This is a genomic window from Acinetobacter tjernbergiae DSM 14971 = CIP 107465 (assembly GCF_000374425.1).
GTDB classification, from domain to species: Bacteria; Pseudomonadota; Gammaproteobacteria; order Pseudomonadales; family Moraxellaceae; genus Acinetobacter; species Acinetobacter tjernbergiae.
Genome location: NZ_KB894358.1, coordinates 124191 through 150178, shown reverse-complemented (window position 1 = coordinate 150178; position 25988 = coordinate 124191). Strand labels below are relative to the sequence as shown.

General features: G+C 39.4%; 24 protein-coding genes and 4 tRNA genes. 18 read left to right on the top strand and 10 right to left on the bottom strand.

The features are described from left to right. Window positions 1-35 precede the first annotated feature (35 nt). The 12 genes from C502_RS0106290 to C502_RS0106235 all read left to right on the top strand — a co-directional run bounded on the left by C502_RS0106290 (window position 36) and on the right by C502_RS0106235 (window position 8300). Window positions 36-1925 (top strand): copper resistance system multicopper oxidase, encoded by a 1890-nt coding sequence (locus C502_RS0106290; protein WP_018677981.1) that lies wholly within the window; start codon window positions 36-38, stop codon window positions 1923-1925. Next, complete coding sequence (locus C502_RS0106285) at window positions 1912-2811, top strand: copper resistance protein B (protein WP_018677980.1); 900 nt, start codon at window positions 1912-1914, stop codon at window positions 2809-2811. The genes C502_RS0106290 and C502_RS0106285 overlap by 14 nt, the downstream gene beginning before the upstream one ends. 82 nt (window positions 2812-2893) lie before the next feature. Next, a complete protein-coding gene (locus tag C502_RS0106280; RefSeq protein WP_018677979.1) occupies window positions 2894-3397 on the top strand; it encodes a hypothetical protein in 504 nt (167 codons plus the stop codon). 1 nt (window position 3398) lies between these two features. Next, on the top strand, window positions 3399-3944 hold the full coding sequence (locus tag C502_RS0106275; protein ID WP_018677978.1) for a hypothetical protein: 546 nt from the start codon (window positions 3399-3401) through the stop codon (window positions 3942-3944). 167 nt (window positions 3945-4111) lie between these two features. After that, a complete protein-coding gene (locus tag C502_RS0106270; protein ID WP_018677977.1) occupies window positions 4112-4432 on the top strand; it encodes a DMT family transporter in 321 nt (106 codons plus the stop codon). A 62-nt stretch (window positions 4433-4494) separates the two neighbouring features. Further along, window positions 4495-4971 (top strand): methylated-DNA--[protein]-cysteine S-methyltransferase, encoded by a 477-nt coding sequence (locus C502_RS0106265; RefSeq protein ID WP_018677976.1) that lies wholly within the window; start codon window positions 4495-4497, stop codon window positions 4969-4971. Window positions 4972-5320: 349 nt separating this feature from the next. Continuing rightward, window positions 5321-6541 carry a bifunctional glutamate N-acetyltransferase/amino-acid acetyltransferase ArgJ gene (argJ, locus tag C502_RS0106260; RefSeq protein ID WP_018677975.1) on the top strand — a complete coding sequence of 407 codons (1221 nt, stop codon included), beginning with the start codon at window positions 5321-5323 and terminating at the stop codon, window positions 6539-6541. Window positions 6542-6684: 143 nt separating this feature from the next. Beyond that, complete coding sequence (nadA, locus tag C502_RS0106255) at window positions 6685-7749, top strand: quinolinate synthase NadA (RefSeq protein ID WP_018677974.1); 1065 nt, start codon at window positions 6685-6687, stop codon at window positions 7747-7749. Window positions 7750-7880: 131 nt separating this feature from the next. Next, window positions 7881-7957, top strand: a tRNA-Pro gene (locus tag C502_RS0106250). Between the two features lie 70 nt (window positions 7958-8027). Continuing rightward, window positions 8028-8104, top strand: a tRNA-Arg gene (locus tag C502_RS0106245). 39 nt (window positions 8105-8143) lie between these two features. Continuing rightward, window positions 8144-8219 (top strand) — tRNA-His (locus C502_RS0106240). Window positions 8220-8223: 4 nt separating this feature from the next. Continuing rightward, a tRNA-Pro gene (locus C502_RS0106235) sits at window positions 8224-8300 on the top strand. Window positions 8301-8450: 150 nt separating this feature from the next. On the opposite strand, the gene C502_RS0106230 is transcribed toward C502_RS0106235, so the two are convergent. Beyond that, a complete protein-coding gene (locus C502_RS0106230) occupies window positions 8451-8915 on the bottom strand; it encodes a hypothetical protein (RefSeq protein WP_018677973.1) in 465 nt (154 codons plus the stop codon). A gap of 229 nt (window positions 8916-9144) precedes the next feature. Between C502_RS0106230 and C502_RS0106225 the strand changes: the two genes are divergently transcribed. Beyond that, entirely contained in the window at window positions 9145-10749 is a 1605-nt protein-coding gene (locus tag C502_RS0106225) for a GMC family oxidoreductase (RefSeq protein WP_018677972.1), read from the top strand. 23 nt (window positions 10750-10772) lie between these two features. Here the strand turns inward: C502_RS0106225 and ntrR are convergent, their stop codons facing one another. The 5 genes from ntrR to C502_RS0106200 form a co-directional block, all read right to left on the bottom strand. After that, window positions 10773-11540 carry an ADPR responsive transcriptional repressor NtrR gene (gene ntrR, locus C502_RS0106220; protein ID WP_018677971.1) on the bottom strand — a complete coding sequence of 256 codons (768 nt, stop codon included), beginning with the start codon at window positions 11538-11540 and terminating at the stop codon, window positions 10773-10775. A gap of 269 nt (window positions 11541-11809) precedes the next feature. Then, window positions 11810-13297: a nicotinate phosphoribosyltransferase gene (locus C502_RS0106215; RefSeq protein ID WP_018677970.1), complete on the bottom strand. Its 1488-nt coding sequence runs from the start codon at window positions 13295-13297 to the stop codon at window positions 11810-11812. Window positions 13298-13316: 19 nt separating this feature from the next. Beyond that, a complete protein-coding gene (locus tag C502_RS0106210) occupies window positions 13317-14201 on the bottom strand; it encodes a phosphoribosyltransferase family protein (protein ID WP_018677969.1) in 885 nt (294 codons plus the stop codon). Window positions 14202-14414: 213 nt separating this feature from the next. Next, window positions 14415-15260, bottom strand: a complete 846-nt coding sequence (locus tag C502_RS0106205; protein WP_018677968.1) for a hypothetical protein — start codon at window positions 15258-15260, stop codon at window positions 14415-14417. 4 nt (window positions 15261-15264) lie between these two features. Continuing rightward, window positions 15265-15987: a hypothetical protein gene (locus C502_RS0106200; RefSeq protein WP_018677967.1), complete on the bottom strand. Its 723-nt coding sequence runs from the start codon at window positions 15985-15987 to the stop codon at window positions 15265-15267. A gap of 308 nt (window positions 15988-16295) precedes the next feature. Between C502_RS0106200 and C502_RS0106195 the strand changes: the two genes are divergently transcribed. From C502_RS0106195 to C502_RS19680, 5 genes are all read left to right on the top strand, one after another. Beyond that, complete coding sequence (locus C502_RS0106195) at window positions 16296-17468, top strand: zinc-binding dehydrogenase (protein ID WP_018677966.1); 1173 nt, start codon at window positions 16296-16298, stop codon at window positions 17466-17468. Window positions 17469-17633: 165 nt separating this feature from the next. Next, the gene (locus C502_RS18115; protein ID WP_228129323.1) at window positions 17634-18320 is read left to right on the top strand and encodes an alpha/beta hydrolase; all 687 of its coding nucleotides are present in this window, start codon (window positions 17634-17636) and stop codon (window positions 18318-18320) included. A gap of 25 nt (window positions 18321-18345) precedes the next feature. Then, complete coding sequence (locus C502_RS19465; RefSeq protein ID WP_018677965.1) at window positions 18346-18606, top strand: hypothetical protein; 261 nt, start codon at window positions 18346-18348, stop codon at window positions 18604-18606. A 361-nt stretch (window positions 18607-18967) separates the two neighbouring features. Continuing rightward, entirely contained in the window at window positions 18968-20362 is a 1395-nt protein-coding gene (locus C502_RS18110; protein WP_018677964.1) for a hypothetical protein, read from the top strand. A 3-nt stretch (window positions 20363-20365) separates the two neighbouring features. Continuing rightward, window positions 20366-20593 carry a sialidase family protein gene (locus C502_RS19680; protein WP_018677963.1) on the top strand — a complete coding sequence of 76 codons (228 nt, stop codon included), beginning with the start codon at window positions 20366-20368 and terminating at the stop codon, window positions 20591-20593. A 62-nt stretch (window positions 20594-20655) separates the two neighbouring features. Here C502_RS19680 and C502_RS0106180 read toward each other — a convergent pair whose 3' ends face one another. From C502_RS0106180 to C502_RS0106165, 4 genes are all read right to left on the bottom strand, one after another. Beyond that, window positions 20656-21939: a ribonucleotide-diphosphate reductase subunit beta gene (locus tag C502_RS0106180; protein WP_018677962.1), complete on the bottom strand. Its 1284-nt coding sequence runs from the start codon at window positions 21937-21939 to the stop codon at window positions 20656-20658. Window positions 21940-21980: 41 nt separating this feature from the next. Continuing rightward, window positions 21981-22445 carry a hypothetical protein gene (locus tag C502_RS0106175; RefSeq protein ID WP_018677961.1) on the bottom strand — a complete coding sequence of 155 codons (465 nt, stop codon included), beginning with the start codon at window positions 22443-22445 and terminating at the stop codon, window positions 21981-21983. A gap of 24 nt (window positions 22446-22469) precedes the next feature. Next, window positions 22470-22598 (bottom strand): preprotein translocase subunit YajC, encoded by a 129-nt coding sequence (locus C502_RS18770; RefSeq protein WP_081401095.1) that lies wholly within the window; start codon window positions 22596-22598, stop codon window positions 22470-22472. Between the two features lie 71 nt (window positions 22599-22669). Continuing rightward, on the bottom strand, window positions 22670-25504 hold the full coding sequence (locus C502_RS0106165; RefSeq protein ID WP_018677959.1) for a ribonucleoside-diphosphate reductase subunit alpha: 2835 nt from the start codon (window positions 25502-25504) through the stop codon (window positions 22670-22672). Window positions 25505-25988 lie beyond the last annotated feature (484 nt).

Genomic DNA, 25988 nt, shown 5'->3' with positions numbered 1-25988 from the left:
AGCAATTTGAATCGTTAACAGATTAGGAAAATATCATGTCCTTAAAAATATATGCTGGTGTCGTTGCTAGCTTAAGTCTATTTTTTGCACCTTATAGTTTGGCTGCAATCAAAGAATATCATCTGAATATTAATCAAGGTCTCGTCAATGTGACAGGAAAGCCTGTGCAACGTATGACAGTCAACGGTAAATTTATTGCTCCGCTTCTTGAGTTTGAAGAGGGAGATGAAGCCGTGATTTATGTGCATAATCAACTCAAAAATCAAGATACGTCATTGCATTGGCATGGTCTGCTTTTACCTGGGCTAATGGATGGAGTTCCTGGTTTTAATGGTTTTAAAGGCATTCAACCGAATGGCAGTTTTGAATATCGTTTCAAGGTTCGACAAAATGGGACTTATTGGTATCACGCCCATAGCAAGGGACAAGAACAAGATGGCTTATATGGTCCGTTGGTGATCTATCCGAAAGGTAAGCAGCCTGTTGCAACACATGAAAAAGCTGAACGTGATTATGTGGTGATGTTGTCTGATTTCCATGAAACGGAAAGCGACAAGATCATGGCAAACCTGAAAAAATCGGCTGAGTATTATCAGAACCAACGTGAAACCGTTTCAGATGTTTGGACACAAGTGAAACAACAAGGTTTGAAAGCAACGTGGCAAGATCGTTCGATGTGGAACCAGATGCGGATGCTCAAAACCGATTTATCAGACATTACTGGTTATACTTTCTTGGTGAATGGGAAAACACCTCAACAAAATTGGACAGGTGCTTTTAAAACGGGTGAAAAGATTCGTTTGCGCTTTATCAATGCATCAGCCATGTCTTTTTTTGATGTACGTATTCCAAACCTAAAAATGACAGTCGTTAGTGCCGATGGTCAGCCTGTACAGCCTGTTCCCGTGGATGAATTCCGTATTGGTACAGCAGAAACTTATGATGTATTGGTTGAACCTGAACAAGCGCATTATCAAATTGAGGCAGAGTCAATAGATCGTTCTGGTTTTGCAATTGGGTCATTGCAGAATGAACAGGTGAGCAGTCCAACCTCAGTGCAAATCCCAAAATCACGCCCACGTGCTTTATTAAGTATGGAAGATATGGGAATGGATCATGGCGCGCATGATCAAATGAATATGCCGAATATGGATCATAACCAATCACAAGTACCACATGAAAAAGTGACACCTGTACCAACATCAGAGATCACGATGGATCATCGTTCACATGCTCAAATGGGCATGTCGCAAATGGATCACAGTGGACATGGTCAGATGGATATGAGCAAGATGGATCACAGTGCTCATACGCAGATGACGATGGGGGAGATGGATCATAGCCAGCATCAAGCGGCTGCATCTTCTACAAAAGGAAATATTGATCATGTACAGGGTTGGGCGAATGCAGCAACGCCAGTAAACCAAAAAGCCTTAAATTATGCTGATTTGAAGTCACTGCAACCACAACCAGAAAGTTATCGCCGTCCAGCCGAGCGTGAATTGGTGATCCGTCTGGGTGGCACGATGGAGCGTTACATCTGGACGATTGATGGTAAAAAGTTTAGTGATCCTGATTTTAAGCCTTTAACAGTCCGCTATGGCGAGCGTATTCGACTGAAATTTGTCAATGAAAGTATGATGGCGCATCCGATGCATTTACATGGCATGTTTATGCAATTAGAAAATGGTCAGGCATTACAAGATATGCCCAATAAACATACTGTGATCGTGCCACCGGGCAAAACTGTTACAGCACTACTTACTGCGGATGAGCTAGGTGAATGGGCGATTCATTGTCACCTGTTGTACCACATGAGTGCGGGCATGATGAGTAAATTGATTGTCGCAAATGTCGATGACAGCAAAGTTTCACAAATTACGCCTGTTCAACCCACTCAAGGAGCGAGCCATGCACATCACTAAGCAAGCTTCTACGATGAAACGCTATACACAATTATTGGCAATGGGTGGCATGATTTCTTCTTTGAGTGTATTTGCATCTGCGCACGAGGGTCATGATCAAATGATGCAAATGGATCAGTCGGTACAACAGAATATATTGATGGAGACATCATCTCCTGTTGATCATTCAGGACATCAACCTGAAACAAAGCAAGTACCATCTGATATTCAACATGATGCACACGATCATCACAGTGAACATGGTGGACAAATTTATCAAGCCACAACGATTAAAAATGCGTGGGTCGTTGATGATGATGGTCGAGGCAGTGCCAGTACTGAGCTAAAAACATGGGTGGGAAGTGATGAAAATAAAATATTCATCAAAGCTCATGTAGAAAAAGCGGAATCTGAGCAAACTCAAACCGAAGCGATGCTGTTATATAGTCGTCATATTGCTGACTTTTGGGATGTCCAAGCAGGTGTTCGTTATCAATATCAACCTGAACAAAAGCATGATAAAAATCAATGGGACACGGTATTGGGATTACATGGTCTAGCACCGTATTTCTTTGAAACAGAAGCCTATCTTTATGCAGCTCAAGATCAACGTTGGCAACTGAGTTTGGAAACAACACGCGATGTATTATTTACGCAAAAATTGATTGCTCAACCTTATCTGAATGTAGATGTCGTGTTGAGTGATGAGTCGAATTATGCAGCTAATTCTGGATTATCCAAATTACAGACAGGTGTACAAACCCGTTATGAAATCAGTAAAAAAGTGATGCCTTTTATTGATATTGCGTATACATATAATAAAGGTTTGAAACAAACTGAATGGCAATCAGCCTCTGACAGTGAGAGAGGTTGGCTTTATGGTTTAGGACTTACGCTAAAGTTCTAATCCTTTGTTCAAAATGTCACTACCCTGAGATACTGTTCGTTTATACTAGCAGTATCTTTTTTGAGTCATTCATGGTGCATAAATGGCTTTAGAACAACAAGACAATCTAATAACTGACAACACAGATCAATGTATAAATCAAAGCGATAAACCACAAAATTTGTTCGCTCAGCTTGAACTTGTTCCACTAAATAGCAGTATGAAAGTGAGTTTTTATTATATTCCACACATGAGTAGTTTTGTGGAAGTACAACGTATTCGAAAAGCATTACTGCCATTTGCAGACATCTTAGTCGAACATAGCATTGATTTGGACACACGCCATCTGACTTTGTATCATTATCTTGCAATTGATGACGTCACTGTTGCCTTAATCCGTCTGAGTTTGGGAGCGGAGTTACAACAAACCTTATCTCATTATGAACCTTTAGAAATGATGGATTTTAATACCGATACTTCTCCTTTGTTGAATAGGTCAACTGAGTCATCGGGTGGTTATTTTAGGCTTATCAGTCGTTTTTTAGATTTATTTTTAAATCGTTTAAAGCAATGGATAACATACTTACAAGGAAAGAAGGATAAGTAAAATGCCAAGATGGATGTATGGCGTATTAGGATTGGCGCTTGCATGGTTGGTTTGGACACAGGTACTAAAACCTGCACCCGATATTCGCCAAATGACGACCCAGCAAGGCGTGCAGATTACCGCATTAGAGAAATATGAAGGGGCATTCCGTGTGCTTTCTAGGGAAGATTATAACTTAGGACGTGAAGCCGACTTTTCTCCTATGGATATTGCGGTCGGTTGGGGAGATATGGCAAATCCTCAGATTTATAAACAAATTGATGTTTCGCAAAATAATCGTTGGTATTACTGGCGCGTTGATCATGAGCCGCCTATTGCGTTAAGAGAAATCGCAACACATAGTGCCAATATGCATTTAGTTCCCGCAAATGCATATATTGCATCACAAATGAAAAAAATTAAAAAAGATGATCTAGTCTATTTAAAAGGTTCTTTAATTGAAATACAGGCGAAAGATGGCTGGCATTGGAAAAGCTCTTTATCGCGTGAAGACACGGGTAATGGGGCGTGTGAGTTGATGCAAGTGGATCAAATTTCATGGCAATAAATTCTACTGATGAGGTATTTAAATTTTAAAAATACACGACTGAAATGAATACATAATGCCTGACATCACTATAAGTTTTTACAGTACACTACTGCCCTAGGAGGACGACCTCCCTCAAAAGCATCACGTTGGGACGACCCAATATTTGATAAAGATGAGTGTAAAAAATGGCATGGGTAATTTTAATATTGGCAGGGGTTTTTGAAATTATTTGGGCATATTCCATGAAGATGTCTGAAGGTTTTACCAAATTAACACCTAGTATCGTGACCCTCATTTTTATGATTTTAAGTGTCGTATTGCTGTCAATTGCAATGCGAACATTGCCTTTAGGGACAGCCTATACTGTTTGGACTGGGATTGGTGCGATTGGGTCGTTTATTGTTGGGATCATTGTTTTGCATGAGCCAATGACCGCAATGCGAATGATTGCAGCAATACTGATTGTTTCGGGTTTGGTTTTGATGAAACTATCTTCAACTTCATAAAAATTACTCCTCTTTATCAAAGAGGGGGAACTAAGATTGAAGTAGCGTAAAGGAGATTTTTAATGCAACTGATATATATGTATATGGACTCTCCTGTCGGTGCATTAAAATTGGTTGCCCATGATCAGGCACTTGTTGCGGTCATGTGGGACAATGAAGACCATAAACGAGTACGACTCGCTGAACTGATAGAGGATCGTCAACATCCGATGTTACTTCGAGTTAAAAAACAATTAGAAGAATATTTCGCCGGTCAGCGTCAGCAATTTGATTTACCTTTGGACTTCCAAGGCACAGATTTTCAACAACAGGTTTGGCAGGCTTTGTTGACCATCCCTTATGGTGAGAAGCGTAGTTATAAAGACATTGCCGTTCAGATTGGTAATGAAAAAGCAGTACGTGCTGTTGGGGCTGCCAATGGTAGAAACCCAATTTCGATTATTGCGCCGTGTCATCGGGTGATTGGTTCGAGTGGGGCATTAGTTGGTTTTGCAGGTGGTTTGGATAAGAAGCAGATTTTACTGAGTTTGGAACAATAAATTTAGTTTTAAAAATGTAGATCGTTTGAGTGTTCACTTATCAAGAGTTAGCACAGCCATTTAGTTAAAGCATAACTTTATATGCATTGTGTATAGGCATTCTTTTACTTTTCAAAGATGAAAAGTAAAAAAAATCTTTTGTTGGACAGAGGGCACATCCATGTAGCCCCTGTTCAACGGGCGGCATCCATGCCGCCTCACAATAGCGACTGCTGCATGAATATCTTATTAAAATCAGACAATGAAAGTGCTTTTAATTTATAAATGATCTATCTCGTTAACGCTCGATTTTCATTGCTTTTTGGAATAAGCTTAAGCCTTTCATAACAAATTGAATGGAAGTTTAAAAATGGCTGTTGGTGACGTAACAATGCCACTTATGCATGTGGTGCAGGGTGTAAAAATTGGCTCAACTGAGGCGTATGTACGTTATCCAAATCGACGAGATTTAGTCATTTTTGAATTTGCTGAAGGCTCAAACGTTGCTGGGGTGTTTACCCAAAGTGCCTTTGCTGCTGCACCTGTACTTCTCAGCAAAAAACACTTGGCAGAGAACACGCCACGTTACCTGATTATCAATACAGGTAATGCCAATGCTGCAACAGGAACAATTGGCTATAAAAATGCAGAAGTGACCTGTGCGAAACTCGCTGAGTTGGCAGGTGTGCAAACCAATCAGATATTGCCATTTTCAACGGGTGTTATCGGTGAGCAATTGCCAATTGAACGTTTAGTACAAGGTATTCAGCCTGCATTAAATGATTCAAATGCTGATCGTTGGGCAGATGCTGCATCAGGCATTATGACCACAGATACTACGCCTAAAGGTGCTTCTGAGCAGTTTGAACTTGATGGCGTGATTTATACCATGACAGGTATCAGTAAAGGCGCAGGTATGATTCGCCCGAACATGGCGACCATGCTCAGCTTTGTTGCAACAGATGCGCCGATTTCAAAAGCATCTGTACAGCAGCTTTTGCAGACTACAGTTGAGCATTCATTTAACCGTATCACCATTGATGGTGATACCTCAACCAATGACTCTTGTATCTTTGTAGCCACGGGTTTAGCGGGTGGTGTTGAGATTCAGAGTCAAGATGATGCACGTTATCAACAGGTACTTGATGTGTTGGCACGGATTATGAATCGTCTAGCGCAATTGATTGTGCGTGATGGTGAGGGTGCAACCAAGTTCATCACGGTTCAAGTTGACGGTGGAGCAAACACGCAAGAGTGTTGTGATGTTGCTTATAGTGTTGCTGAGTCACCACTCATTAAAACGGCTTTATTCGCTTCAGATCCAAACTGGGGACGCATTGTGATGGCAATCGGTAAGGCAGGCGTACCCAACCTAGACAGTAGTAAAGTACAAGTTTGGTTAGGTGATGTGCAGATTTGTTTGGATGGTGGTGCGAATCCTGACTATACCGAAGCGGCAGGTGCAGCAGTTATGGCTGAGAAGGAAATCACGATTCGTATTGATCTTGGACGTGGTACAGCCAAAGACACGGTGTATACCTGTGACTTTTCTTATGACTATGTAAAAATTAATGCCGATTATCGCTCATAAATTTGCGTTATAATAAAGCCTCCACAGGGAGGCTTTTTTTATAAGCTGGTTTGTGGATAAAGTGATTTATCCCAAATGATCACCAAAATACCCACGTTATAAGTTTGCAGCGATGCAAGCACGCAGGATAGAGAAGACGCTTTATGAATGATGCGAATTTAATTGCGAACGAAGCCAAAAATATTGTGCAGGCGCATTTAGATCGTTTGGGTGACCCAAAAGACAATCGTCTTAGCCCAGAAGTGAAACAAGAAAAGTTTGCGCAAATTGCAGCAGAGCTTAAAAAACGCAATGCTGTACTTGTCGCACATTATTATTGCGATCCTGAAGTGCAAGAGCTTGCGGAACTGACAGGTGGTTGTGTTTCTGACTCATTAGAAATGGCACGTTTTGGACGTGATCATCCTGCGACAACACTGGTTGTTGCTGGGGTTAAATTTATGGGTGAAACCTCTAAAATTTTATCACCTGAAAAAACAGTATTGATGCCGACTCTAGAAGCAACCTGTTCACTTGACTTGGGTTGTCCAGTCGATGAGTTTTCTGCATTCTGTGATCAACATCCTGATCATACCGTGGTGGTGTATGCCAATACCTCGGCAGCAGTCAAAGCACGTGCCGATTGGGTGGTGACATCAAGTTGTGCGGTTGAGATTATTGAACATTTAGATAGTTTGGGCGAAAAAATTATTTGGGCACCAGATCAGCATTTAGGTCGCTATATTCAAAAGAAAACGGGCGCTGAAATGTTGTTGTGGGATGGTGCATGTATCGTGCATGAAGAATTCCGTGCCCGTGGTATTGCGCAAATGAAAGCGCTCTATCCAGATGCAGCGGTTTTAGTTCATCCAGAGTCACCTGAATCTGTGGTGGATATTGCTGATGCGGTGGGAAGCACCTCGCAACTGATTAAAGCAGCTCAGACCTTGCCGCATAAACAAATGATTGTAGCAACAGACCGTGGCATTTTTTATAAAATGCAGCAAGCTGCACCAGATAAAGAATTATTTGAAGCACCAACCGCAGGTGAGGGGGCAACCTGTCGCTCATGCGCGCATTGCCCGTGGATGGCAATGAATGAATTGGATGGAATTTTGCATGTATTGCAGCATGCTGATCAAGAAATACACGTTGATCCTGCGCTTGCTGAACGAGCAAAATTACCATTAGATCGAATGTTGAACTTTAGTGCCTCGCTAAAGCGTTAAAATGCTTGTTAAATATACATTTGATAAGGAAAAAGCATTTTTTTTAAAACTAGGTGTTGACGTGATGCGACGTCAAGCCTAGAATGCACACCGTACCGCACGATGTGCGATACAATAAAAGCTGAGAAAATCGGAGCATAGCACAGCCTGGTAGTGCACCTGGTTTGGGACCAGGGGGTCGTAGGTTCGAATCCTACTGCTCCGACCATTTAAAATAATGTTGTAAAACATTGCTTTAAAATCGGCGAAGTATCGCTTGATATTATTATCATCGTTATGCGCCTGTAGCTCAGTTGGATAGAGCATCCGCCTTCTAAGCGGATGGTCACAGGTTCGAATCCTGTCAGGCGCGCCATTTTTGGTAGCTTGGTACATAGAATCAAAACATGTTATGGTGGATGTAGCTCAGTTGGTAGAGCCCTGGATTGTGATTCCAGTTGTCGCGGGTTCGAATCCCGTCATTCACCCCACATTCGGAGCATGGCGCAGTCTGGTAGCGCACCTGGTTTGGGACCAGGGGGCCGTAGGTTCAAATCCTACTGTTCCGACCATCATCTTAAAGATGAGATAAAATACCGCTAAGTTAGCGGTTTTTTTACGTCTAAAGTTTTAGTTTACTCAACACAATTCCTAATTATATCGAGTATCACTTTGGTTCATCGTATTGTTGAATAAAGCTGTATAAAATAATTTTATTCAGATCATTCGCAATTCGAGTTTGGCTGAGTTTCCATATATTCTTCAATGATTTCAAATGCTCCATTTTCTTTTGGTTCAATCACCATATAGTAGCCTTTGTCGGTATAACACTTTATTGTTGAAAAGCGATCTGCTTTGATTTTATATTTTTTAGCAATAGGTGTAATTTTTATATTAGAAAATTTACTACGGTCATTACTAGCTTTAGCGATAGGCATCATTTTGTTGATCAACATTTTCCATTGTAGACCTGAGAGAGCCATGCTTCTTTCCAAACCATGAGGGTATTTTCGAAAGATTTGAATTTTTGCAGTGTCAGCGTATAAATCTGCAAGTGCTGGATCAAAGTTTTCATTGAGTGTTATATAGTGATTAAAAAATTGTTTAGGCGTTGGGTTGTTTGCAAATGCTAGACTTGTTGTGAGGTAGCATAGTAAAAAATATATAAATTTCTTAATTGTCATCATCAATTGATTCTAATAAATTCAGTTTATAGCGTATTTTAAATGTATTGAAAATAAAAGTTAATTGAATATTGAATCGAAAAGAAGCTAATAAATTATTGTGATTCTCGTGATATCCAGTTAATTTTTAATTGTAGAGCATGGAGCTGTTAGACAAGTAATGCCGCCTATTTATGTAGTTTTAGGCATAATATTTTTAACTTTTTAAAAAATGAAAATAACAGGGATAGAAATGACACAAGCAGCTTTTGATTTTGTAATTATTGGTGGTGGCTCAGCAGGTTGTGTACTTGCAGGTCGGCTTTCAGAAAATCCAAATATATCAGTATGTTTACTAGAAGCAGGTGGTGATGGGAATAGTTGGTTGGTGAATACACCTGCTGCTGCTGTGATTAGTATTCCTACAAAACTGAATAACTGGGCTTTGGAGACTATTCCACAAAAAGGTTTAAATGGGCGTAAGGGTTATCAACCTCGCGGGAAATGTTTAGGGGGGAGTTCTGCGATTAATGCGATGGTGTATATCCGTGGACATCACAGTGACTATGACCATTGGGCTGCTCTAGGCAATACAGGTTGGTCATATCAAGAAGTACTGCCTTATTTTATAAAATCAGAACATAACGAACGCATTCGTAATCAATATCATGGACAGCATGGCCCATTGAATATTGGAGAGCTACGTTCAGACAATCCTTATCAAAAAACATTTGTTGAAGCTGCTCAACAAGTTGGCTATCCATTGAATGATGACTTTAATGGCGCTGAGCAAGAGGGCTTGGGGGTTTATCAAGTTACACAAAAAAATGGTGAGCGTTGGAGTGCTGCACGAGGATATTTATTGCCTTATTTGGGTAAACGTCCAAACCTACATGTCATCACACAAGCAATGGTTGCTCGTATTGTGATTGAAAATGGTCGTGCTGTTGGGGTGGAGTATAAACATAAAGGGCAAACCACGATCATTAATGCTAAAAAAGAGGTTTTACTCTCTGCTGGTGCATTCCAATCGCCACAAGTGTTGATGTTATCAGGGATTGGCCCACGTCAAGAGTTGGAAAAGCATGGTATCCCTGTGGTGAAAGACCTTGTTGGTGTTGGGGAAAACCTGCATGACCATCCTGATTTTATTTTTGCTTATAAGACCAAGCAAATGGATGGAACCTTTGGGGTGTCAGTGGGTGGAAGCCTAGATCTAGTCAAGCAGATTGGACGTTATCGTAAAGAACGCCGTGGTTTGATCACGACCAATTATGCTGAATGTGGTGGTTTTCTAAAAAGCCGTCCTGAGTTAGATAAGCCGAATTTACAATTGCACTTTGTGATTGCTGTAGTAGATAACCATGCTCGCACGATGCATGCAGGTCATGGTATTTCATGTCATGTGTGTTTATTGAATCCACGTGCGCGTGGTTCAGTCAAACTCAGTGGTAAAAATGTGGATGATCCATTATTGATTGATTTTAAATTCTTAGAGGATGAACAAGATCTTCAGGATATGGTCGATGGCTATAAGGTTACACAGAAGTTAATGAACGCACCTGCGTTAAATGAAAAAATCAAAGAAGATATGTTTACTGCCAATGTGAAGTCTGACGATGAAATTCGTGAGGTTTTACGTCAACGTGTCGACACGGTTTATCATCCAGTGGGTAGTTGTAAGATGGGTGTGGATGAAATGGCAGTAGTGGACCCTGAGCTGAAAGTTTATGGTATTGATGGGCTTCGTGTGATTGATGCTTCCATTATGCCAACGGTTGTGAATGGTAACACCAATGCACCAGCAATCATGATTGCTGAGAAAGCAGTCGATATGATTCGTCAAACTTGGAAGTAAATTTTTAGAGCTAGGGTTTTGCCTTAGCTCTTTTCATTTTCAGTCGGATGACGTGGTGTTTCTAACATACGTGGAAAAGTGAAATGATAATTGTCGAGTGCATAACGAAACAGTTGGGCAGGGCGTTTGCCGACAATCTTTTGCTGCCCTGTTTCCTCAACGACAGCTGCTTCTTGCATACGACGTCTAAATGATTTCTTTTCTAATGTATGACCTAAAATAATTTCATAAATGGTTTGTAATTCAGTCAGCGTAAATAACTCAGGCATGAGACTAGCAGGTAAGGCTGTATAGCGGGTTTTGTTACAAAGACGATCAAATGCTAGCTGTAGTAAGTCTTTATGATCGAAGGCTAAATCAAGTTTCAAGGCTTCATTTATAGAAAGCCACTCACTTTTTTCTGTTGTTGTACTTTGTTGGATTTGAAATTTATTAAAATCAATTAGGGCAAAGTATAGTGAAGTGATTGACCAACCGCGTGGATCACGATATTGATTGCCGATGGTCTCAACTTGTTCAAGATACGGGGAATGAATCCCTGTTTTTTCAAGCAGTTTACGGTGGGCTGTTGCCATTAAGTCTGGATCGGTTTTTAAATCGACAAAGCCACCCGGTAGCGCCCATTTGCCTTTTTCGGGAAAGTTGGAGCGTTGAATCATTAAGACTTGTAATTGACCTTTTGCTACAGAAAAAATTGCCATATCGACCGTAAACAGAGGCGTGTCATAGTCTGTTTTTTGATAGTGGGCAAGGTATTCCTGTTCGGAGGTATGGATAGTTTCCTTACTCATAGAAATATTAAGAAATCGGAATAAAGTAATATCATAGCGGAGTCTTATTGGGTTCTCATCATATTTTAGGATAAGCCTTCGGCTCGACCTACTTTTGTTTTGGCAAAAGTAGGCAAAACCATTGTCATCCGCAAAACCTGTTCACCACTTGCATCTATTTAATTCTAGTAAAGAGAATCGTGCAGATATTCTTTTAATACCATGCAGGTTGCGGATGACTTTTCCGAGTATCTAATCACTGGATGTGTTTTAATCATAGAGAGTTTTGCTTAGATCAATCTCTCTCGAATTTGATCAAGCGAGCATTCTCTTAACAATTGACCATTTTCAAATACAGTTTGCAGTGCGCCCATATTTTCCTGTTCAAAACTTTGTTGATCAAATAGTTCGAAGCCATTCACCGTTTGTTCTACTCGTAATAAACCCTTAGCTGATTTTTTAACGCCTGAATCCGTTACAGGGTCTTTAAACAGTTCACGACTTACACCATTCACTTGTCCCCAAGTGGCTTTAACTGCAAAACCAAAAGTATCACGAGTCAAATAGTTATAAGTATAACTACCAATCCCAAAGACTAGATTATTAGAGGCAAAGCCTTTGGCTGACAAACCTTTTAAGATGTTTTGCGCACGTTCTAGTGTGATTGAGTCACCATAGATCAAACCAACCCGTTCATTTAGCACTTTATAGCCTTGTGCGGTTTCTGTTCCGCCAAAAATCTCCCATAAACATTGCACCGCACCTTTATAAGCAGGACTATCCATCTCTGCATCAGGATCACCACAGATAATCTTTACTGGATCACCTGAATCTGGACGAAACACCACTTTGGCGAGTCCGAGGGTATTGGGTTGGCGTTTTAAAATCTCTGCTTTTAATGCCACGCTAAACTCAGTAATCACACGCCAGAAATCCCAAGTATCAGAAACGATACTGACGATGCCTGTAGGATAAAGCTCACAGATCAAACGTCTAAAGGTCTCGATTTCACTTTCTTCACTGCCCATACACATCACACTGTGTTCGGTTGCAGGTACTGAAACGCCCACGACACCAGTTGCATTGTAATATTCTTCTGCATAATCAATGGAAGCGACTGAATCGGTACCGATAAAACTGGTTAAGTGACCCACACCCGATTGGGCAGCATCATAGATCCCACTCATCCCTCGGCTACTGAAATCATGTCCTTGAACTGGGATGAAATCTAAAGGTGCGCCCGTTTTTTCTGCATATTGTGTTAATAAACGCTTGTATTCATAAGCGATGGTTGCAGTGGTACAGCTTTTCCATAGCTCGGCACTGAGCACGGTTTCAACATAATTGGTTAACCAAAAGAAGTTTGGATCAGTGTTGATAATGGTCAATACTGGCACTTTGATATTGACTCGGCTACCTTCTTGCAATGCTTTAATTTTTAAGGGTAAATAGCCGAGATCGTGCAAGGCTTCAATGTGTTCAACAGGCACAGCTCCTTCACCTAAAGCGTTGTCCATACGGCGTTTATAGGCTGCGACCACTTTGGCTTTGGGTTGATTAAAAAAGCCCTCATTCCATGTTTCAATCAAAAAATGTTTGATAAAGCCTTGCAGACCAAAGAACACAATCTTGTCATCAAAATCAGGCAGCATTTTGGCTAAACGCGATGAGCGAGGCGTAAAGTTGGCATAGACGTATTCAGTTCCCACTGGATACTGACGACGGTGGTCTGCTTTGTAGAAATCAATTGCATTGAGTGGGTTAATTTTAATACTCATTTTTATACTCCTCGTGCTTTTAATCTTGGTTTTGAAAATTAATGATATTGAGTTTGGTGGGCTCTACTTGAACCAAGCTGCTACTCGTAAACACTTGATCAATCAGTCCATCGAATACGGTTAAACCTTTGCTAAAAATGCCATGCGTGACATATAAAATAATGTTTTGGCAATTTAGGCTGCGCAGTTGTTTGGCAATACCAATAAAGGTTGCACCGCCATCACAAATATCATCGGTGATCACTGCGGTTTTTCCTGTCAGATCAGGGCTATTCACTGTCGTTGTACTAATTTTTCCAGTGCTAGGATCACGTTGTTTTTCACAGTGAATCATCTCGATCGCATTATGACGTTGTGAGTTGATGCCATTCGCAATCGTTTGGGTACGTTGTGTTGCGCCTGCATCGGGGCAGACCAAAATCGTATTGTCGGCGGTTAAGATCTGCATCAATGCTTCACTTTGTTGAATGATCTGAATTGGTTCGATATTGATCACCTGTTGGAAGCGGGTATTTTGGCGTAATAGTTCAAGGGTCACTTGACTATGACAATCCCACACCACAATTTTTTGACGCTGTCCTGCAAATTTTTCTGTATTGCTATTCAATAATTTAGTCATTAAGTCTAGTGAAAAGGCTTGACCTTGTGTACAGATGCGGTCTTGACGTGCATAAGGGAAATAAGGGATTTCCACAGAAAGGAGAGAGCCTTGCTCAAGCAACACATTTTCCAATAGCAGATAATCCATCACGTCTGCACTGTTATTCAGTGAGGCTTTGATCTGCGTGTTTTCTTGCAGCTGATCTAATAGATTTTGTTTGAGTTGAATATGACGTTCACCACCTGAAAACTGCAAAAACTCGATGGGAACATTCGTTTGAGCTGTCATAAGTTGAATCGTCATTTTTTAACTTCTCATTTATAGTGGCTTAAAGCCAGTAAATATATATTGTCATAAAGACGCTATTAAATGCAAGCGTTCTATAGAATTTTTTAGAAAAAGGGTAAGTGTTTTAAATAAATCATTAATTCAGAGAATAGTTCATAAAAAAGACAGCATGAATGCTGTCTTTTCGTGAAATACTCTATATATATTTAGGCGATGAATTTTGTGAGCTTAGCTTGTTTTTAAATTGCCAGCCTTAAGAACAAAGGTGCGTTTAGGTTTTAGAATATAAATATTTTTATTTTGGTCTAATAGCCATAACCAATCGTGATCTTGTTTAATTGCAAAACCCCTTAGTTTCTCATCATTAAAAGTAGTTGCGATTAAAAAATCACTATTGAGTGTTTGATTTACATCTATATTTGAAAAAGCATCTGTGAGTAAAATTGCACTTTGTAGAAAGGTATTTTTAAGCTTTTCTTCATTGGCTTCTTCCCAAGTTTTTATTTTTTCAGGATTACTTGTTTCTTGATCAAGGTTGTGGAAGATATAAATATTAGCTTTTGTTGATTCACTTTTAGTATTTGGTTTTGATGCTTTTAAGTGATATTTGAAGACCATCCTTATTGTATTTAACGTAGCATTCAAATGATATTCAGGTGCTATATCTAACTGATATGAGCGACCATCTGCCCACTTTGGGTATTTGATGATTTCTGAGTTAAATTGGTTTTTGAGCAGAAGATGAGGATTAATTGTTTCTGATATTTCTAAAAGATGGGGAATTTTCTTTTTTTGTTCAGCTTGTTCAGCTGTTGAACTAATTTTATCTACTGCCATATAACCAATAATAACACCAGTTAATGCAACTAAAGGGTCTACCCCTTGAACTGCTTGTATCGGGACTGGTACGGCTGCTGCATTCGTCATATCAATTGAGAAATCGGTATCACTGCTAGCTAAAGAAATTTTGATTGCTGCTTGTGGTGGCGTTAGCACCTCATCTGCGGACACAGATGAGGTAAAAGTAAAGATAACGACAGCCACAAACCAAGAGAGTTTGTTGAGTTTATTCATAATATTAATTAGTTATCACCGTATTTGGTGTTTTATTGTTGAATAATTGCTTTTTATACTCTTGTTTTGATGCTTCGATTGCTAAATCCACTGCTTGTGAAACATTTGGATAAGATGGTGGTTGATCCCAATCACCATTTACAGGTTTTATTACACTTACAGGTTTCCACCATTTAATTTCATTGGTTTTTACATCAACGAGATGGGCAATTCCTCCATATATACCTTGAGGTGCAGAGGTTGGCACAACACTATAATAAGATCGGGTTGTGCCAACTTGGGTACTCGTAATAATAAATACAAGATCTTTATCTTTTAGCTCTGATACAGCGGCGAGGTTCATCTGAAAAATGGCAGGGTTCTTTTTCTGTTCAGGTGTTTTGACCAAAGTAGGAACATTTTTTACATCTACCTTTACAACAGTTGCATCAAAACCGCGTTGATCAAATTCTTTTTCAATATCTTCTGCAAGTGCGCTATATGGTTCAAATTGTAGACTAGATACAAAGTTATCAAATTTATTAGAAATCGCATTATTGATGGCGATATCCAACAATCCTTGATTACCTGCTTTATAAGCCGCTGTTTTAGGTAGTTCATATACAACTACAGCGACTTTTTTGTTGGACTGTTGCCAAAACTCAGGTTGTAATTCCATTGGTTTAAGTGTGGCACAGCCTGTTAAAGTGATTGCTGTTAAAGTGATTGCTGCGAATTGCAAGCGCATAGGAGATTCCTTAAATATAGGGTAATTGTTAAAATTTTGATCTTTTACGTAAAGTAATGTTAATTGTAAATGATTATATTCTCATTACAATCACCCATTATTTATTTGGATGTTATTTGAACTTATTGTTTTTAATCATCGTTTCATGAAGTTCTGACCTTATTCTTCTGTGATATTGATCTTTAGGTCATAGATTCTGACAATACACTTTGTCAAAATTAAAAATGAAATGTGTTAGCCAAACTGTTTTAATCAATAAAAAGTCAGAAAAGCTAACAAATGCAATAAAACAATAAGGAAAGCATCCTATGAAATCTCTGGTTTGTCATAACGCTGAGTTAAAGCTAGAAGACAGTCTTCAATTAGTGCCTGCAAAAGGGCAAGTCTTACTTGAAGTGGTACGTTGTGGAATCTGTGGTTCAGATTTACACATGCAACATCACTGTGACCATATGCATGATTTGGCAGCACGTGTAGGTTTTAACGGAGTTGCAAAATCCTCTGATAAATTAGTTTTTGGTCATGAGTTTTGCGGCAAGGTCTTAGACTATGGTCCAAAAACACGTCGTAAACTGAAAGCGGATACTTTGGTTTGTGCGATGCCATTGTTAAATGTTGACCCGCAAGGTTATCTACCCACTGGACTTTCACCCAGTGCATCGGGTGCTTATGCAGAGCAAGTCTTGGTTCAATCAAGTTTGATGTTTGAAGTGCCAAATGGTTTAGATGCGGATAGCGCAGCATTGACTGAGCCAATGGCAGTTGCTTTACATGCAGTACGTCGTAGTCGCATCAAGAAAAATGAACCAGCAATCGTGATTGGTTGTGGTCCAGTCGGTTTGGGTGTGATTATTATGCTCAAAGCGGCAGGCGTCAAAACCGTGGTTGCGAGTGATTTTTCACCGAATCGCCGTCGTTTAGCTGAGCAATGTGGTGCAGATGTGTTGATTGATCCTAAACAGCAATCGCCATTTAGTAGTTGGAAAGAGCTTGGCTTATTGGGCAATGTGTCTGAAGCAATTAATATGGGGATGGGTATTTTTGACAAAGTTCAGACCTTCTCATTACCGTGGGTCAATGCCATGCGAGTGGGTGACAAACTCGGTTTATTACCTAAACGTCCCGTGATATTTGAATGTGTGGGTGTTGCAGGAATTATGCAGCAAATTTTGGAAGGAGCACCATTGTTCTCACGTATTGTGGGGGTTGGTGTCTGTATGCAAAGCGATAAAATTGAGCCTGCATTGGCGATTAATAAAGAATTGGAAATCCAGTATGTACTGGGCTATACACCGCTTGAGTTCCGTGACACCTTACATATGATTGCGGAAGGCAAAGTGGATTGTTCACCACTCATCACTGGTGTGGTGGGCTTGGAAGGGGTAGGTAATGCCTTTGATGCCTTACGTGACCCAGAACAACATGCCAAAATTCTAATTGATCCAAAACGTGCTGGTTCAGAGATTCAGCTATTGGGTTGATGATGTGAATTGATACATCTATTTCGTTATTATTATGGAGATAGATGATTAGGTCATGGATAAAATTAGGCAAGCATTACGATTGCCTAATTTTATAATCACGTTTATATCTATGTATATTATGTCTTGTTGTTTTAGATACGAGACTGAATCATGGAAATGACGATGAGAAAAATAATAATTTTAGCTGCATTGTTTTTAGTCTTGTTATTGAGTGTATGTTTATTTAGTCCAAAGCCAACTTTATGGTTGTTGCAACATAGTTTATTTGGCATTCCTCAAGACGATCGTCCTAAGCAATATCTCGATAAAAATGTACAAGTCTTTAAAGATTTACGCTATCCATCACGATATCAGAAGAATCAGTTTGATTTTTATGCGCCAAATCATCCTTTACAGCATAAACCTTTGATTATTTGGGTTCATGGTGGTGGTTTTATTGGTGGGGATAAATTCGAAGTTAAGGAATATGCAACTCGTTTAGCATACGAGGGTTATTATGTGATGGTACTGAATTATGATTTAGTTCCTTCTGCTAAATATCCAGAGTCTGTGATTCAAGTCTCGGAGGCAATCAGATATATCAATACAAGCTTTGCAAATACACATCGCTTGAATAGCTCTAATCTATTTATTGCAGGTGATTCGGCTGGCGCTCAGATTGCATTACAGTTTTTACTTATACAGCATAACCCTCACTATGCTGTATTACTCAAAATACCTGCTGTTTTAGAACCACAACAGATTCGTGGATCACTGTTGTATTGTGGACCTTATGATTTAAAAGATATGGAATTCATCGATTACACGATTTGTATTCAAGCGTGTAGGGTGGGCTTATTTACAGGATAAAAATTGGTTAGTTAATCCAAATGATATGGGGCTAACGGCTTCTGATTATTTGACTGCAAACTTACCCGCAATCTATTTGACTGATGGAAATACAGCATCTTTTGAACAACAAGCTCGGCAACTTGCTATAGAACTTAAAAAGCGTTCAGTTCCGACGACGACCAGATTTTTTGATCAGGCAACTTATCCTACAGGTCATGAATATCAATTTTTACTAAAAATTGTACCTGCTCAGCTCACCTTCAAAGATACATTGCATTTCTTAGAGGAAAATCGAACTAGGTAAGTTGTTTTGATTTATAGAAGTACTCATAAGTATTTCTAAGACTTTTTATTCAGTTTACTTTCTTTAAGAGTTACATTTTTTTCCTATTTGGGGAATGTGGAAGAATCTTTAAATGATGGTTAGATTTAAATATAAAATAGAATAAGAGTTTGTAGATAGTGAAATTAATGTTTTAATTTTACTTTAAAATAGAGGTTTTTTAGTGTGTTTGATTTTTTTTATTATGTAGTTTAAACCAATTTTATTGTTTTGTTTGTGGTTTGTTATTCATAAATCTAGTAATGTTTGGCTTTATTAGGTAGAGGAGAACCGGTTCTCTTCTTTTGTATTTTTAGTTTCTAATATTGAAATGATGACGTAAATGAATAAATTAGATTTGATATTAAAAAGCAGCATTGCTTTGGTTATCTGTTTGGTATTACAAGCATGTGCGACAACACCACAGTCAAGGGAGGTGAATGAATATGCGAAAAATATATTGCAACCACACAAACAGGAAGAAAACTTATATCCTGTGGTTATGAGTTTTAGTTCTAATAGTGGAATTATACCTTTTTCTTTAATAGTGGAAAGTATTACTGAAAAAACATTAGTCATGAAAAAAAATAAGAACTATTTGATCGGTGTGATTAATGGTGGTGTTTCGCGTTCTACTCAGATTTATAGTGGAAAATTACCTGTGGGAGAATATCGTATTGTTCAGATAGGGGCTTCTACTGAAAGTGTAAATGGTAGAGAAGATAGTCCCTTAAGTTATATGGGTACTTTTAAGGTTGAAAAAGATAAAACAACAGATTTAGGTCGTCTTATATTGACTCATGCAAATAGTGCTTATCTATTAGCTAGGTTGGAGAGTTTTAATTCTAATAAGGATTTAATCACTAAACTTGGCGACCAATATTTCAAAGCAATTTATACTAATGATGATATAACGGGTTGGATGAAACCTATTACAGACGCAGAAAAAGAATTCGGGAATATAGAAGGTCTATTACCATTTGGAATGCAGTGTTTTAGGGAAACACAAGATAATAGGATAGTTTCAGCTAGTAAAATTGGTTCGGTTTTTTCTTTTTCAGATGATATCAAAGATAAAAAGGAAAAGGCAAAGATTATTAGAAGTAAAGATGGACTTGCTCTAGAGTGTGTAACGGTAAAAGAAGGTACTGATTTTGACTTTTTAGCTTATGGCGAAATGAATGGACTATATAAACATCAAAAAGGTAGTGATGCACTGAGTCCTATTGATACCGGTAATTTGCTGATAGGAATTATCCTTTCTGTTTTTGGAAATGATAAAGCGGGATGGTTTATAGAGCATTTTGTACAAAGTTCTACAGGTCTTTATATTTCAATATATCAAAGTGATCAGTTAGAAAAAGGAGACTGGAAAGAGGTTGTTAAAAAACAAACTATTGAAATGCCAAATTTTAAAGCGTTTCGGACATGGGAAGATAAAACAGGATTTGGTTATGCGCATATAAATGGTGATCTGCATTATTATAACTATAAAACAAAAGAATGGCAGCATAGTAAAACACCAGATAATAAGGTTATTAGACAGTTAGCTTCTAATCCTGATCAGACGCTTAGTGTATTACTCGGTTTAGGGGATCATCCATATATCACAAAAGATCATGGTTTAACATGGCAAAAATTAGAAATACCCTTTTCTATTAATTATGCAGCTCCGAAATTCTCTACGCAAGGAGATATATATGCTATTGATGGGGGTTTTCTACGCTCTACAAAGTGAGCTGTGAGTCAAGATAACGGGCAAACTTGGGAAAATTATACTAATGTGATGGCACCAGCTTCTATAACTGTATTGAATTCTGGGACGCTTTTGAGTAGTTATGCTTGGAATGATTATGCTGTAGTTAAAATATCTAAAGATAAAGGCAAGACATGGCAGGGAATTTATAGTACTTATAATAAGAAATTAGATGAGCTAAAGAGGCAACGGAATGCTTCCGATAAAAAATAAGTTGATGATTTGACTGAATGTGAAAAACCGCCATAAAAGCGGTTTTTCTTTTTTATATCTGTTTACCAGCTTAACGCTCCGCCCGTTTGGTAATCCGTAACGCGCGTTTCAAAAAAGTTCTTCTCTTTACGCAAGTCCATCATCTCAGACATCCACGCAAAAGGATTGGTTACTCCAGCAAATTGCTCAGGTAAACCAAGTTGAGATAAACGACGGTTACAGATGAACTTCAAATACTCTTCCATCATTGCCGCATTCATACCCAATACACCACGTGGCATCGTGTCACGCGCATATTCGATTTCAAGCATTGTGCCTTCAAGAATCATCTGAATCACTTCTTGTTGGAACTCAGCCGTCCATAAGTGTGGGTTTTCAATCTTGATTTGGTTGATCATGTCGATACCAAAGTTCAAGTGCATTGATTCATCACGTAAGATGTATTGGAATTGCTCAGCAACACCATTCATCTTATTACGGCGACCCATACTCAAGATTTGAGTGAAGCCACAATAGAAGAAGATCCCTTCAAGTACACAGTAGAATGCGATCAAGTTACGCAGTAAACGTTGGTCGTTTTCAGGTGTACCTGTATGGAAATTAGGATCAGTTAATGATTGGGTATATTTCAGACCCCATGATGCTTTACGTGCAACACTCGGAATCTCACGGTACATATTGAAGACTTCGCCTTCATCCATACCTAGAGATTCGATACAGTATTGGTAAGCATGTGTATGAATCGCTTCTTCAAATGCTTGACGCAAGATGTATTGGCGACATTCAGGGTTAGTAATGTGACGATAGATTGCCAAAACCAAATTGTTTGCAACCAATGAATCTGCGGTAGAGAAGAAACCTAAAGAACGCATCACAATCGTACGCTCATCTTCAGTTAAGCCATTTTCAGACTTCCAAAGTGCGATATCTAGGTTCATGTTGACTTCTTGCGGCATCCAGTGGTTTGCACACCCGTCAAGATACTTTTGCCAAGCCCACTCGTATTTAAACGGAACAAGTTGGTTTAAGTCTGCGCGACAGTTGATCATGGCTTTATCATCAACTTGTACACGTTGGGCGCCCATTTCAAGCTCTTCTAAGCCAGGTGCAACATCTAAATGTTCTAAGGCTGCAGATGCTCGAGCCAACGAATCGGTTGGATCTGTTGATCGGCTGGCACTGGTTCTAGTGGGTTGTGCAACTGCCACGCTCTCCGATGATGACTCTGTAGGAGATACCACCGGCGTATTAACCGTTTTCTGCGATTCGAGGGACGCAGACTTGTGTTCAGGTGCAGTCGGTTTTTGCGTATCATCTTCAAAATCGTCCCAGCTAAGGATAGACATATTTAATCTCACTATAATCTTAATTTATTTACATTGCAGTTTTAAAAAATGAAAATGGCGCAAAGAAAACATAGCAAAACAATACTAGTTACAATCAATCCCATAATTGCTATACGTTTGAGATTGATGGGCACGGGGAGTGAGTTTGGCGTTAATAATTTGCCTGTTTCATCGTAAATGGCAATCGCTCTTGCCCCACTATTTAAGCCTAACTCTTGTAATGCTCGTATTTCTACTTGTGTTAAACCAAATTCCATTCGCTCCATTGCTTGAATAAACATATAAGGAGCTAAATACTTAAAACCGCCACCACCACGTTTGAATAACTGCGTTAACGCCGTTTCAGCGATACTAAAATCACCCAATAACGAACGTGGATGTGAAAACTGTGCACATTCAGTTAGATATTCTGTAGAAGATGGATAATGAAGTACTATCCGATCGACATAGATCTGTACTAAAACAGCAGGGGCATTGGCATATCGTTCTAAATCAGGTTGAAGCATAGTTCTATTCCCTAATAAAGCACTTTATTCGTCTTGCTTACGCTGTTGTTTACGAATGGCTAAAAATGCATAGACCATTGGCACATAAAAGAAAATAAAAGCAAAGATGAGAACTGCAAGTCCTAACATATAGTTATGGTTGATATTGAACATCATCTTTGCCTCTATATTTTAAATCTTGAATAAGCCCTACTTTATTTGAGAAGGGCTATCCCAAGATTTAATTACTGACAAGCTTCGCAGTCTGGATTGTCAATTGAACACGCCATTGGTACTGGAGCAGCAGTAGTGAAACCATCTTCTTCAACTTGAGCTGCTGGTTTCTTTTCTTCAAGGACAGGAGCTGCAACCACAGGTGTTTCAACAGTCGCTGGTTTTACTGCATTAAGCGCACCCGTATTGATTGTTGATTTCTCAGCAGAGGTTGCACCTAAAGCTCGGAGGTAATACGTAGTTTTAAGACCACGTAACCATGCCATCTTATAAGTGATGTCAAGTTTCTTACCGTTCGCACCAGCGATGTAAAGGTTAAGAGACTGCGCTTGATCAATCCATTTTTGACGACGAGACGCAGCATCAACGATCCAGCGTGTATCTACTTCAAACGCAGTTGCAAAGATTGCTTTTAATTCTTCAGGAATACGCGCAATTTTTTGAACTGAACCTTCAAAGTGTTTCAGGTCATTGACCATTACAGTATCCCACAGACCACGTTCTTTTAATGCACGAACAAGGTAAGGGTTGATGACCGTAAATTCACCAGAAAGGTTAGATTTCACATATAAGTTTTGGAATGTTGGCTCAATTGATTGAGACACGCCACAAATATTTGAAATGGTTGCAGTTGGTGCAATTGCCATCACATTTGAGTTACGCATACCATCTTTTTGAACTTTAGTACGTAAAGTATCCCAGTCCAAACGTTGAGTACGGTCAACTTCAAACATACGCTCTGGACGTGATTTTGCAACGATTTCTAAAGAGTCGATTGGCAAGATCCCTTGATCCCACAATGATCCTTTGAATGTTGAATAAGCACCACGTTCGATCGCCAAGTTACTAGACGTTTCGATTGCATAGTAACTGATGACTTCCATTGATTCGTCAGCGAAATCTACTGCTGCATCTGAACCGTAAGCAATGCCCATTTCATAAAGCGCATCCTGGAAGCCCATGATCCCCATGCCCACAGGGCGGTGTTTCATGTTTGAGTTCTTCGCTTGTGGTACTGCATAGTAGTTAATGTCGATCACGTTATCGAGCATACGTACCGCAGTTTTAATCGTGCGAGCAAGTTTCTCACGATCTAAGACACCACCTTGAACGTGTTGCACAAGGTTAATCGAACCCAAGTTACATACCGCGATTTCGTCTTGGTTTGTGTTTAAGGTAATTTCTGTACACAAGTTAGATGAATGAACCACGCCAACGTGTTGTTGTGGTGAACGTAAGTTACATACGTCTTTGAATGTGATCCACGGATGACCTGTTTCGAACAACATCGAAAGCATTTTGCGCCATAAATCTTTTGCACGAATTTTCTTGTGCAACATGTTTTGGTCTTTTGCGATTGCTTCGTAGTGTGCATAACGCTCAGCAAATTCAGCACCTGTTAGATCATGTAAGTCTGGTGTTTCAGAAGGCGTGAATAATGTCCATTCAGCATCTTCGAATACACGTTGCATAAATAAATCAGGAACCCAGTTTGCTGTGTTCATGTCGTGGGTACGACGACGATCATCACCTGTGTTCTTACGTAGCTCTAGGAATTCTTCAACATCTAAGTGCCAAGTTTCTAGGTATGCACAAACGGCACCTTTACGTTTACCACCTTGGTTGACTGCAACGGCTGTATCATTCGCAACTTTAAGGAATGGAACAACACCTTGAGACTTACCATTTGTACCCTTGATATAAGAGTTCAAGGCACGTACAGGTGTCCAGTCATTACCTAAACCGCCTGCCCATTTTGATAACATTGCGTTGTCACGCATTGCACCATAAATGTCATAGAGGTCATCACCAATCGTGGTGAGGTAACAGCTTGATAATTGTGGACGTAATGTACCTGAGTTAAACAGGGTAGGCGTAGATGCCATATAGTCGAAGCTAGAGAGTAAGTTATAAAACTCAATCGCACGTTCTTCTTTGTTTTCTTCATTCAGTGCGAGACCCATTGATACACGCATGAAGAACAATTGGGGTAATTCGAAACGTACACCATTTGAATGAATGAAGTAACGGTCAAATAATGTCTGTAGACCTAAATAGGTAAATTGGTTTGAGCGTTCTGGCTGAATCGCTACTGCCAATTTGGCAAGGTCAAAATTAAGAAGATCCGCTGAAAGTAGATCAAGCTCAATCCCTTTTTTTAAGAAAGTTTCTAGAGCATCATTTTCTAATGTATCTGTAGATAGACCTAGGAATTCTAAGCCAGTGCTCACCAATTCATTCGATAATAAACGTGCTGTGACATAGGTATAGTTTGGCTCTTGTTCTATACGAGTACGCGTTGCCATCATCATGGTGGTCGCGATATCGCTTTCTTTTACGCCGTTATATAAATTTTTAACAGTTTCATCAACGATTGCTTGAACATCAATCCCTTCCAAACCTTCGCTTGCAATTTCAATCGTTGTTGTAAGCGCATCGAGGTCTAACGGTTGGAGCTGACCCTTGGCATCCGTGATTTGAAGCGTAGGGTGGTGGTTTGCACCAGTTTGCTGACGAGCGGTTGCACGTTGGTCACGATAAATCACATAGGCACGGGCAACTTTTTGTTCGCCTGTACGCATAAGAGCCAATTCGACTTGGTCTTGGATTTCTTCGATATGAATCGTACCGCCCGATGGCAAGCGACGGTTAAATGTATTGAGTACCATCTCAGTGAGTTGAGTGATACGGTCATGGATGCGACTAGAGTCAGCACCTTGTTGACCTTCAACAGCTAAAAAGGCTTTCCCAATCGCAACAGAAATCTTCTCGGCATTAAATGACGCAATCTCACCAGTGCGCTTAATAACCTGAATTTGACCAGGAGTAGAAGTGATTATGCTCATGTCAGCATAGCTCCATTATCATCTATTTTTATGTTCATAGACCGTTTGAATCGAGCAGAAATATGCCACGATGTTTGAGGGATAAACACAATACTTAGTGGTTAAAGTTTATTTTCAACACAAGATACGGGATTTTTTACAGCAGATCAATCCTTGACATTTTGGTAAATTTTTTTTCATGTCTTAACTGCTGAATTCACAGGCACATAGCATAACAAAGCCATTAAAAAAGGCTTATAGATAACTCTGTGGATAAGTCAAAAAACAAACACTTAAATTATTTTGGGCGAAGAAAGAAACAAATTGTTTAACATTGGCACAAAATTTATACTAAAAATTCATCCTGTCGGAAAATGCAGATAAAATTAAAAAATATATTAAAATTCATAATTTTAATAAAAGTATAACAAAAGTGCTTAGGCGTGTATCAGTTTGGTGAACGCCTACTTGTTTACAATGTAAACGTGTGTATATTGCAAAACAT